Below are 10,676 nucleotides of genomic sequence, written 5' to 3'. Positions count from 1 at the left end.
AACGTATGGTTGCATGGCTAAATTATATAGTTCTTTTTATCTGTCTTATTGTAGACCGAAATTACGAGAAAGATCTTCGTCATGTCTTGCAACAGCTTCTGCAGTTTTATTAAGCTGCATATTAATTTCTTGTAATAACTCTGCGAAGTTTTGTACTTTTGGCTTTAATTGATTGAACTGTTGATCAAAACCTTCGAAAGCACGACCTTCCCATTCTCCTCTTAATTCATTTTGTAAGTTTTGTAGTTGACGTAAAATGTCCTCAATTTGATTTGCACCTTGTCCATATCGAGTCGCTTTCGATTTAAGCTCCTCTGGTGACATGCGAATTTGTCCTGCCATGAATAAATCCCCCTTAAAATTTAAAAATAGTAAAATTAACCAAAAATCAATTCTACAAATTGATTATATCAATAATTTAAAAATTTCTAAACAAAAAAATGATATTTTTCCAAATTTTATCTTTTACTATAATAACATTATATTATATAATACTAATTTATTTGTTTTTAAGCATACTCTATAAATTTAAAGAAAACCTTTTATTCTATATATCTTTAAGGACTTATCCATTTTTAATTTCAGCAATAAAGTGTTCACTAAATCATTATTTTGTCCTATCTCATTTATGTAAGTTGATTCTATTTGTAATGCCGGATACACCATTTACAAATACGCAACATATTCTCTTTCTCTTTTTATTTTTCTCACTTCAAAGTCATAATTACCTGTCTTTCAACAAAACCAAACTCTTCGTACATCTCTTTCGCAAAATTCCCAGCAAATACATTCAAACGAATTTCTGAATAATTCTTTTGTAATTCCTTAATACCAGCCCCCATTAACTTTCTTGACAACCCTTTCCCGCGGTACTCTGGAAAAACATACAATTCGTATATAAACCCTAGTTTTTCAAGAGAAAAATAGTCCGTATTTTCCCCTATTAATATCCACCCCATTACATTGTTTTCTTCTTTAACGACTAAATAATATGCTCCCCTTTCTACAATCGGCATTGTAATTTCAATTGCTTTCTCTGTACTTAACTGACAATTTCCCCTCGTGCCTTCAAAAAGTGATTGAGCTGCATACTGTAAGATTTCATTCGTTTCTTCTCGATTCGCCTTTTCTATCATTTTTCACAACTCTCCTCTTTAATAGGCATTACTATCGCTCGTTCAAGTTCCTCCGACTCAATTACAATTGCCATCAATCCCTTTTCCGTACTCGTTTCATGAGATTCGTCCTTCTCCCAAAACACAGCTTGTCCCGCTTCCACCTTCACTTTTTCTTTATCTGCTCCGCATACATATCCTTCTCCGTCCACAATAAGAAGCAGCTGTGATACAACTGCTTCATGATATCCAATTATTCCATTCTCTCGTAAATGCATAGCACCGATATGTACATTTCCTTTATAGTTTAATATTTTTGACATTATGAAATTAGATTGAAATGCTGAGATTTTCTTTCCCACTTTTTCACTAAAATCAAAAATTTTCATTACTAATCCTCCCTATACGTATAAAACCATCCTTACTGTCTGCATCATATGTCCTTCAAAATCTTCTTCAAATTCCTCTAATTGTGCAAAACCTTTCGCTTCATAAAAACGTTTTCCTTTTTCATTCGCTGCTTCTACATGAATGTATAGTTTCCGAATTCCTTTTAATTCCGTTAACCCTTTTTGTAATAAAGCACTTCCTACCCCTTTCCCTTGCTGATCTGGTAACAAATAAATCGCTCCTAATTCTGCTTCGTTTTGCAATCTAACAGGTGAAAAATTCGCAAAGCCAATTACTTCTCCCTCTTCTTCCGCAACGAATAAATGTGTATTTTCAAGACGATATTTCATTTTTTCATCAGAATAGGCCTCGTCTAAAAATCTGTCTTGAATCTCTCTCGGAATAATGCTTTCGTATGTATCATGCCAAGCAACTTTCGCTACTGATTGTACCGCATGGATATCTTCTTGTTTCATTTCTCTAATTACATATGTCATCTCGTTGTCTCCATTCTCTTAAAATTATATTCTGCTAATATACTAGAAGAAATGGCAAAACCTTTTTCATAATTCACCTTAATTAATTTTAATTTCTCAATTGAAGCTGTTGCATAATCAAATTTTTCATAAATATATTCCATTGCAATTAAAAACTGATTTGCATGTAACTTATTTGCAATCGTACAATGCGGAACCCATTTTCCTGCCACATAATATGAATTTAAATTATCATGAAAAGTTTTAAAATTATCATGATAAGAATGATGAAGTTTTAACAATTCATCTGTAATGGTCGGTGCTAAAAAGATCGTTCCATTAGTAGGAAAAACTCCAACAGAAGGAAAATTTATTGCAGCCATATTTTCTTGAACAGCTACAAACTCCTCTAGTTTCTTAGTATATAAGTTAACATCTACCTCATTGTAATCAGCTAATGTAATATGAGGTTCTACTCCTGCTAATTGATTTGTGCCAATGATATTTGTTATTTCATTTTGCAATTCTATAATTTTATTAGTAAACACACGATCAAATGTAGCAATAATAGCGTACATACTTCCTCACCCCTTCGTTACATATAACGCTTCCCATTCTTCACGAATCATTCCCATTCGAATAGAATCATAGTACGTTCCGTTATAATAACGGCATTTGCGCATTCTACCTTCTAAACTCATTCCTATTTTCTCAGCTACTTTCATCATTCGTTCATTACCAGACCAAGTCGTGATTCCTACTCTACCAATCTCCATCTCTTCAAATAGTAAATCTCGATATAATGTTAACGCCTCTGTACCATAACCACCATTCCAGTAATTTGGATTATAAATAACAAGCCCCATCTCTAACCAACGCGTCGGTTTATATTCCCAATAAAACCCGATTGTCCCTATAATTTGACCGTTATTTTCTATAATTAATTTAGATAGAGGTTCTTCTTTTAAACGAGTTTGCATCTTTTCTTTATAAGACGGGTATTCTTGCATTGAAAACGGAAAATACGGTGCATCCCATTTTTTCCATTCTGGATTTTCTTCTTTAAATACGAGATCCCATAATCTTTTTATATCTGATTCTTCAATTGCACGAATTGTAACTTTATCCCCTTTTACTCTTACGTTTTGCATAATTTCCTCCTACACTCCTCTTTATTTCATATATAATTATAATATTTTTTCAGAAAAATCAAAACAAATATCGTTTATTATATTGTATAATTTTGTTATAAGATACCAATTATTCATGTGGAAAGCTGGTGATTCAATGAATAATCGATTTAGTATTACTTTATTTCTCACTATTATTACAACAAATATTATTCTCTATTTCTTCTTACCATTACGTATTGTTACGAAATGGGACTTCAATGGAACGCCTACATCAACAATGGATAAAAGCACTTTTGTTATCGTAAATATAATTATATGTACCTTCTTATTCTTTTTATTTTTAGCTTTATCTAAAGCAGCGAGTAACCAGAAATTTCTCCTTTGGATTGGCAACACAATTTTACTATTTTTATTTTTTGTCGATATTGTCATTGCTCTCATCGCTCTTGGCTTCACTCTTCCTCTTGATCATTTAATATCTTTAGCATTAGGGCTTTTATTTATAGTAATAGGCTATTTCAGTTCCAAAATTGATACGAGTAAATCAACGGTTTCATTGGAATGGAATGATAAACACCTTGAAAAAAGAGCTTCAAATATTAGTAGTATTTCAATGATAATAGCAGGTATTTTCCTAGCCGGGCTTCCATTTATCGTTCCTGTTCCGTATAGAGGTTATGCTATAATCGCAATTATTTTAGGAATGACGCTTGCCATTTTACCGAGTACGATTTACTTACTTATGAAAGACAGCAAGCAATCTACTCATTTAAAAAGGTAATAAAAAAATAGGAGGCTCCATACCTCCTATTTCATCTTTTCTATCTCAACTAAAATACCTTTCTCTATCCAGCCTTCTACTCCATCTCTTTTAATTAAATCATATCCTGAGCAGCTATTATCAATGAGAGACACAATGTCCCCTTTTCTTACACTTATTTGTGCACAAGAAATATCGGTTTTCACTGTGTATTCACCTGAATCAAGTTGCCTAATATATTCATTTTTCACAGAGAGTAATTTATTCGTTTCTCTTTGCTTACATACCGTATAATCTTTCATCTTCTCTATAGGATCTATGTAATAATACGGATATGTCACCCCGCCCTGCATTGATGTGTTCGCATTAAAATCCGCTATCACTTCAAACTCTGGAAAATAGTCTACATATGTATAAGAAAACGTATCACCTGCTCTTGTCCTTTGAATGATAAATGCGTTTAATTGTCCTGCTTCTTTAATCGCATTTCCACCGTCAATTGCAATAATCTTTTTCTCCTCATCAATAACTGGATTGTTAGACGGTGCCTTGTCTGAATAGTTTACAACAGGCCAATGACCGACAACTACATACTTATTTGCTCTATGTGATTTATTGAAAAACTCTGGCATTGCTATCGCATTTTTGCGCACTGTTTCTTTCCAATCTTCTTTATCATCAAGGCCAGCATGTACAAAAATATAATCTTCTGTTTCAATCGCTGTTGGTAATTCTGTTAGCCACTTTATTTCTTTTGAAAAATGCCCCATCAATATGTTTTTCACTTCACAAATATCACTTTCTTCATTAACGGTAACACTCAATTCCGCTAGCCACTCATTAAAAATTGTATTCTTTCGCGTACATAAATAATTTATTAGCGCGGGATTTTCATTCACAAGTGCTTCAACTACAACTTCACAATTCCCTTCAATTACATAAACGTTTGGCTTGCTAACTACTAGATCCATCACATAGTTTACGACGCCAATGCTATTTCTTCCTTTCTCACAAAGATCACCATTAATAATTAAATAATCCTCATCTTTAAAATTAACTTTATGTAGTAGTTCATTAAAAAGATTTAATTCTCCATGAATATCAGAAATAATGATGACTCTTCCATCATTTGGTATAGATAATTTCTTTATTTTTTCCAAGTATAAACGCTCCTAACATTCTCCAAATTCAATATTCCCTTGTTATTTTCTAATATTCGACAAATTATATTACTGGACCTGTTGCTAGCTCAAATCCAGAAAAGAAAATAGGTTCCATATATTTTTAAACATGGAACCTACTTAATATTATAGCTCTTTATAAAAAGAATAGCTTACCTTATCATAGCCCTCTCTTTCATAAAAACGATGTGCATCCATTCTTGGAAACGCAGATGTAAGAACGATAGAGCTGCACCCTTTTTCTTCCCCCCATTTTTCTACATATGACAGCAGAACTTTACCATATCCTTTTGATCTGTGTGCTTCCGCAGTTACAAGATCATATACGAAAACATGTTTCTCATTATAAAAATTCGTACAAATCGCTACACCAGCTAGACTAACTGCTTCATCCTCTTCATTACGTAGCGAAAATAGTTTATAATTCTCTTCTTTCATTTTTTGAAACAAAGAACTTGCTTCTTCCCTTGAAAGTTTCGTTCGTAACTGCTGTAATACGGGAAATACATCATGTAAATCCGCTTCTGTTACTACTTCTCTAATATTCATTTTGATTCTCCCCTTACTATTTATAAAATTTTCTAAATGTTATATCATCATTATAGAAAGCCACTGCCTTTAGCTTAAGTGACAGTTTTATTCTTTTTTATAATGCCAGCATGAAAAGGAGCGTCTACGAATGGATCTGACTATCCCATTAGTATTACAAAGTAAAACACCCCTTTACTTACAAATTTATGAATATATGAAACGAGAAATCTCTCATGGGTCACTATGTGCCGGTACACGCCTTCCTTCTCACAGAAATTTAGCTATGCAACTTAATGTGAGCCGTATTACAGTGGAATCCGCTTATCAACAATTACTAGCTGAAGGGTATGTAGAAAGCAAACCGAAACGTGGGATTTTTGTTGCAGAAGTTGATATGGATGTCATTCAAAAGAAACAGCAAATTGCGTCAAACAGTGCTAACAATAAAGAAAACGAACAATATGATTATGATTGTAGTCAAGGACTTATTGATCAAAAAGCTTTTCCGATAACAAACTGGAAAAGAGCAATACACGAAACTTTATTTCAGTATGAAAATGAATTATTTGCTAAAGAAGATCCACAAGGTGAGCTCGTTTTACGAGAACATATTTCAAAGTATTTATATCATGCTCGCGGGGTACATTCTTCACCTGATCAAATTATTATTGGAGCAGGTACGCAGCCTCTTCTTTGGCTACTACTTCAACTACTTGGTTCAAAAAAGGAATTCGGAATCGAAACCCCTGGATTTCACCGTATTCCTGCTATGATTCAAAGTTCTGGTCTTACCGTTCACCCCATCCCTTTAGATGATAAAGGAATTCATATTTCCGCTTTACGTGAATCGGGTTGCAATGTAGCGTATGTCACTCCATCTCACCAATTTCCACTTGGAATCATTATGCCGTTATCTAGAAGACTCGAGTTATTAAAATGGGCGAATGATTGTAAGGGCTATATTATTGAAGATGATTACGACGGGGAATTCCGTTATATAGGAAAACCTATTCCTTCTTTACAAGGACTAGATGCAAATGAACGCGTTATTTATATGGGAACTTTCTCGAAATCTTTTTTACCTTCTTTACGAATGGGATATATTGTTTTACCACCTCATCTGTTAAGAGCCTATGAAGAGCTTGGTGGTATGTTTAAACAAACAGTTTCTACGCTGCAACAACTTACCTTTGCCACCTTTATTCAAAATGGTGATTGGGAACGTCATATTAACCGAAGTCGGACGTTATATAAAAGAAAACATATTTCTTTAATTAAATCTATTACAAACGAGATGGGAAATAACGTTCATATACTCGGTGAACAATCCGGACTTCATATTGTACTTCACGTTCATAACGGGATGAATGAACAAGAACTTATTCATGCAGCCGCAAAAGAACGTATTAAGTTATACCCTCTCTCCACATACGATTCTGTTCATAATGTAATGGATGAGTCGTATGTATTGCTCGGTTTTGGCAGTATTCCAGAGGATCGTATCGAAACCGTTGTCCAATTACTGAAAAAGGCCTGGTTCGCTAAATAAAAATAGCTCCACGCAAGTTATACTTACGTGGAGCTATTTTCATTCACTATTTTTCTGATCTCGCAGTCCTTCCCGGACGCTTAACACCAGTTGTTTCTGTTGAATAGGAAGCTTCAATGATAGCAGTTGGATCTACAGAGAGAACGAGATCTTTCATTTTCGGATAAATGAAACGGTTTGTAATACAATAAATGATTCTCTTATGTTCTCCTAAAAAACCACCTTCTCCATGTAGATACGTAACGGATAATTGCAATTCTTTCATAAGTAGATCGCCTATTTCTTTATTTTTACCAGAAATAATCATAACGCTCTTTCCTTGGTTAATACCATCTAATATGAAATCAATCATCTTCGTAACAATATAGAAAATTGCTAATGAGAACATCGCTTGTTCAATTGAAAATAAAATGGCAACAAAAATGAAAATAACCGCATTTACAGCAAGTAAAAATGTACTAATCGGCACTTTAAAATGTTTATTCATCCAAACAGCTAACATTTCTGATCCATCAATTGCTCCGCCCATTTTTACTACAATCCCTACTCCCACACCGAATAGAACTCCTCCATAAAGAACAATTAACAATTCAGAAGTTGTAATTGCTGGAAACGGTTTTAAATAAATCAATCCGAGTGTTGTAACAACATTTGCATAGGATGTACGGATAAAGAACTTCTTTCCCATTACTTTTGCAGTAAATAATAAAATCGGGATATTAATTCCTAAGAACACTCCATAAAGCGGCAATCCTGCAACTTTATTCGCCATAATAGCAATGGCTGTTACCCCGCCATCTACTAATCCATTAGGTGCTAAAATAAGTTCTAATGAACCCGCTACAATAATTGAGCCAATTGTTAATAGTACGTATTCAAATACTTTCTTCATTCATTACCCCCAAAACTTATATATTTTCTTAGTATTATTTTAACGTAATTTTACTACTAATTCAAAGATATGAGTTTATATACACAAAAGTTTCACCTTTACAGTGATTTTTTATGTAATTTATTTATAGAAACACACTTACATATTACAGTAAGTGTGCTCCAAACATTTATTTAAGTTTTAAGTATGAATTCATCTTCATTTTAAATATTTCATCAACTGCCCTATTATACCCACCAGCATTTCGAAGTGACTCTCCAACTTTACGACTATTTTCCTTAAACGTCACATCATCTATAACTTTTTCTACAGTCTCACGTAACAATTCAGAAGTTAATTCTTTACGATTAAGCCTTATTCCAGCCCCTACTTCGGTCACTCGTTTCGCAACTAAAGGCTGATCTCCTGTTACCGGAATTACAACTAACGGGACACCATAATATAACGCTTCACTCGAACTATTCATACCACCATGTGTCACGAATACATCAGCATACTGTAATACTTCTAATTGCGGCACATAATTATACAACTTAAAATTATTCGGAATGTTTTCAAATTGATTTATATTTATTTTCTTACCAACAACTAATACGACTGTCGCTTCTACATCTTTAAACGCTTCAAAACATTTTTCATATAGTTCAGGTTGTTCATTAAAAACTGTTCCCATAGAAATGAAGATCAATTTTTCATCTTTTAAATCTTCCATAGAAAAGCTGTCTACTTCTTTTCGAGTAGCAATTGATGGGCCGACAAACTTATACGATTCATCGAATACATCTGAACGCGGCTGGTATTCTTTTGAAGTATATACAATAGTAATATCACCAGGATGATTCATAATATCATACATACTATTACATTTCATTCCATACTGCCTATTCCATTTTTCCATTCCCGCTAAACAAGATTGATATAATGGATTCGTTTCATCTACTTGTCTGGATTCTTGTTCATCATTAAAAGTAATGTACTGATTAAAAGCAAATGTTGTACAAGAAGAAACGCTAGGTAATTTTAAAACATTGGCTATAATACGTCCTACGGGAAAATGATTATCGTATATTAAGTAATCGTACTTTTCCCCTTTTGTTTCTTCTACAATTTGAGTCACAATACGCTCTGATGCCTCAATCATATGAGATAGCATCGTCAAAGGACTCCCACCTTCATTTACTCGTTCCATAATATTAATTTGAGAGAGGAAATTCTCAAACACTCGGAATTCTGCACCTGTTGCTTCAATCTTCTTTCTATAATCTTCAATACAATACGAAACAACTGTCTCCCCTCGCCGAATTAACTCACTTACAATAGCTAAAGTCGGATTTATATGACCTTCTCCAGGAAAATTTATTACGAGTACATTTGCCATCATATTCTCTCCTATCTAACAATATTAATAGTTAATTATATTGATTAATTTAAAACTATTATAAAGGAATCTATTCTACTTCTTCATATTTTTCACTTCATTTTATTATTGAGAAATATTTTTCATAACCTACATTATAACTCTTATAAAAGTATGCTTAACCTTTCATTTATTGAAAAATACGGGATTTACATTCAGGCATTTTTACAGATTTATCATCAGAAACATTATTTTGATAATTCATACAAAACTAGAAAAATATAATTTCCACACTGATTTCTCACTATAAATTTATTTAAGTTCTATGTTGTCCTTATCTTTATCCATTTGAAACATATTCTGTTATATAATGAATTTATAGAATTTACAGAAAAAGGAGCAACTTCATGCTACAACAACTATTCACTTCACCTATTTTATCTATTCAAGCTTTACACCCAGGTTATGAAGACCATGCAAGCGATGTGTTTCTCGTCCGAACAGAAGATGCAGAAGTCATCGTTCGTTCTTCTAAAATGAATGAAGAGGCAAATAATGATTTTTGGTGGGGATGTAAAAACCTATTTGGAATTAATCCAAGGAACGTACATCATTTAAAAGCTGTACATACATTGCTGCAAGAATATACTAATCTTCCTATCCCAGCAATATTAGAAAAACATATTTTAAATGGCCGTGAATTCGTTGTAGCCGAAAAGTTAGTAGGTAACACAGTTCAATCTTTTATCGGGCAACCAGATTCTATTTTATTCAGTCTAGGAAAAGGGCTTGCAGAAATACATACATTTAAAGCCGATTACATAGGAAATGTGTCAGGTTCCTTCCAAATTACACTAGATGAATTCCAATCACACATTTTAAATGTGAGTAAAGAGCTTGTGAATATGTTTTATTCCGATAATGCAAGCATACAAAATGCATTTCCTACTTTTGAATCACAACTTTCTTCCTTACCAGCACCAAAGGAATCAACGCTCGTTTTAATTGATATGGACCCTACTCAGTTTTTATCAGATGGTACAACTATTACGGGATTAGTAGATACAGAAGCCTATGCCGTTGCTCCCCGGGAGTTTGATTTTATCGGCTTAGAATATGTGTTTACAGAAAAAGAAGCACATGCTTTTAAACAAGGTTACGAAACCATTATGCCCCTTCCTCATCTTGCAGAATGTAGACCTCCCTATCGATATTTGTACCGGTTATTATCTGTTCAGGGCAGCGTGGAGTTAAAAAAGTGGCTTAGTCATCCATCCTATTTTTAAATACGA

13 protein-coding genes are annotated in these 10,676 nt (G+C 33.4%); 3 read left to right on the top strand and 10 right to left on the bottom strand.

Features of this window, described 5'->3' with window-relative positions:
* Nucleotides 1–45: 45 nt before the first annotated feature.
* From ACLBWW_RS16395 to ACLBWW_RS16370, 6 genes are all read right to left on the bottom strand, one after another.
* Nucleotides 46–342, bottom strand: a complete 297-nt coding sequence (locus ACLBWW_RS16395; protein WP_000918598.1) for a WXG100 family type VII secretion target — start codon at nt 340–342, stop codon at nt 46–48.
* 365 nt (nt 343–707) lie between these two features.
* Entirely contained in the window at nt 708–1,136 is a 429-nt protein-coding gene (locus ACLBWW_RS16390; RefSeq protein ID WP_262721212.1) for a GNAT family N-acetyltransferase, read from the bottom strand.
* Nucleotides 1,133–1,504, bottom strand: a complete 372-nt coding sequence (locus tag ACLBWW_RS16385; RefSeq protein WP_000688085.1) for a cupin — start codon at nt 1,502–1,504, stop codon at nt 1,133–1,135. Before ACLBWW_RS16385 ends, ACLBWW_RS16390 begins: the two co-directional genes overlap by 4 nt.
* A gap of 12 nt (nt 1,505–1,516) precedes the next feature.
* The gene (locus ACLBWW_RS16380) at nt 1,517–2,002 is read right to left on the bottom strand and encodes a GNAT family N-acetyltransferase (protein ID WP_000222830.1); all 486 of its coding nucleotides are present in this window, start codon (nt 2,000–2,002) and stop codon (nt 1,517–1,519) included.
* Nucleotides 1,999–2,559, bottom strand: a complete 561-nt coding sequence (locus tag ACLBWW_RS16375; RefSeq protein WP_098048528.1) for a 2'-5' RNA ligase family protein — start codon at nt 2,557–2,559, stop codon at nt 1,999–2,001. The genes ACLBWW_RS16380 and ACLBWW_RS16375 overlap by 4 nt, the downstream gene beginning before the upstream one ends.
* Before the next feature lie 6 nt (nt 2,560–2,565).
* Nucleotides 2,566–3,132, bottom strand: coding sequence for a GNAT family N-acetyltransferase (locus ACLBWW_RS16370; protein ID WP_098048529.1), 567 nt, complete (start codon nt 3,130–3,132; stop codon nt 2,566–2,568).
* 136 nt (nt 3,133–3,268) lie between these two features.
* On the opposite strand from ACLBWW_RS16370, the gene ACLBWW_RS16365 reads away from it, so the two are divergent.
* Complete coding sequence (locus ACLBWW_RS16365; RefSeq protein WP_098124317.1) at nt 3,269–3,895, top strand: DUF1648 domain-containing protein; 627 nt, start codon at nt 3,269–3,271, stop codon at nt 3,893–3,895.
* A gap of 26 nt (nt 3,896–3,921) precedes the next feature.
* Here the strand turns inward: ACLBWW_RS16365 and ACLBWW_RS16360 are convergent, their stop codons facing one another.
* On the bottom strand, nt 3,922–5,034 hold the full coding sequence (locus ACLBWW_RS16360; protein ID WP_048543067.1) for a metallophosphoesterase: 1,113 nt from the start codon (nt 5,032–5,034) through the stop codon (nt 3,922–3,924).
* 147 nt (nt 5,035–5,181) lie between these two features.
* Nucleotides 5,182–5,604, bottom strand: coding sequence for a GNAT family N-acetyltransferase (locus ACLBWW_RS16355; protein ID WP_048543069.1), 423 nt, complete (start codon nt 5,602–5,604; stop codon nt 5,182–5,184).
* Between the two features lie 130 nt (nt 5,605–5,734).
* On the opposite strand from ACLBWW_RS16355, the gene pdxR reads away from it, so the two are divergent.
* Nucleotides 5,735–7,135: a MocR-like pyridoxine biosynthesis transcription factor PdxR gene (pdxR, locus tag ACLBWW_RS16350; RefSeq protein WP_262721135.1), complete on the top strand. Its 1,401-nt coding sequence runs from the start codon at nt 5,735–5,737 to the stop codon at nt 7,133–7,135.
* A gap of 46 nt (nt 7,136–7,181) precedes the next feature.
* On the opposite strand, the gene ACLBWW_RS16345 is transcribed toward pdxR, so the two are convergent.
* Both ACLBWW_RS16345 and ACLBWW_RS16340 read right to left on the bottom strand, forming a co-directional pair.
* Nucleotides 7,182–8,027, bottom strand: coding sequence for a YitT family protein (locus tag ACLBWW_RS16345; RefSeq protein ID WP_000755133.1), 846 nt, complete (start codon nt 8,025–8,027; stop codon nt 7,182–7,184).
* A 169-nt stretch (nt 8,028–8,196) separates the two neighbouring features.
* Nucleotides 8,197–9,405, bottom strand: coding sequence for a macrolide family glycosyltransferase (locus tag ACLBWW_RS16340; RefSeq protein WP_000024481.1), 1,209 nt, complete (start codon nt 9,403–9,405; stop codon nt 8,197–8,199).
* Between the two features lie 386 nt (nt 9,406–9,791).
* Between ACLBWW_RS16340 and ACLBWW_RS16335 the strand changes: the two genes are divergently transcribed.
* Nucleotides 9,792–10,670 carry a nitrate reductase gene (locus ACLBWW_RS16335; RefSeq protein WP_098131857.1) on the top strand — a complete coding sequence of 293 codons (879 nt, stop codon included), beginning with the start codon at nt 9,792–9,794 and terminating at the stop codon, nt 10,668–10,670.
* Nucleotides 10,671–10,676 lie beyond the last annotated feature (6 nt).

This window comes from Bacillus sp. M5A3_1b, from assembly GCF_053345335.1.
The sequence above is the reverse complement of the archived record's forward strand: the minus strand, read 5'-3'. Positions and strand labels throughout refer to the sequence as shown.

What these genes read in the sequence shown, in the direction of transcription:
- ACLBWW_RS16395 (WP_000918598.1), bottom strand. Translation starts at nt 342, where the DNA reads ATGGCAGGACAAATTCGCATGTCACCAGAGGAGCTTAAATCGAAAGCG.
- ACLBWW_RS16390 (WP_262721212.1), bottom strand. Translation starts at nt 1,136, where the DNA reads ATGATAGAAAAGGCGAATCGAGAAGAAACGAATGAAATCTTACAGTAT.
- ACLBWW_RS16385 (WP_000688085.1), bottom strand. Translation starts at nt 1,504, where the DNA reads ATGAAAATTTTTGATTTTAGTGAAAAAGTGGGAAAGAAAATCTCAGCA.
- ACLBWW_RS16380 (WP_000222830.1), bottom strand. Translation starts at nt 2,002, where the DNA reads ATGACATATGTAATTAGAGAAATGAAACAAGAAGATATCCATGCGGTA.
- ACLBWW_RS16375 (WP_098048528.1), bottom strand. Translation starts at nt 2,559, where the DNA reads ATGTACGCTATTATTGCTACATTTGATCGTGTGTTTACTAATAAAATT.
- ACLBWW_RS16370 (WP_098048529.1), bottom strand. Translation starts at nt 3,132, where the DNA reads ATGCAAAACGTAAGAGTAAAAGGGGATAAAGTTACAATTCGTGCAATT.
- ACLBWW_RS16365 (WP_098124317.1), top strand. Translation starts at nt 3,269, where the DNA reads ATGAATAATCGATTTAGTATTACTTTATTTCTCACTATTATTACAACA.
- ACLBWW_RS16355 (WP_048543069.1), bottom strand. Translation starts at nt 5,604, where the DNA reads ATGAATATTAGAGAAGTAGTAACAGAAGCGGATTTACATGATGTATTT.
- pdxR (WP_262721135.1), top strand. Translation starts at nt 5,735, where the DNA reads ATGGATCTGACTATCCCATTAGTATTACAAAGTAAAACACCCCTTTAC.
- ACLBWW_RS16345 (WP_000755133.1), bottom strand. Translation starts at nt 8,027, where the DNA reads ATGAAGAAAGTATTTGAATACGTACTATTAACAATTGGCTCAATTATT.
- ACLBWW_RS16340 (WP_000024481.1), bottom strand. Translation starts at nt 9,405, where the DNA reads ATGGCAAATGTACTCGTAATAAATTTTCCTGGAGAAGGTCATATAAAT.
- ACLBWW_RS16335 (WP_098131857.1), top strand. Translation starts at nt 9,792, where the DNA reads ATGCTACAACAACTATTCACTTCACCTATTTTATCTATTCAAGCTTTA.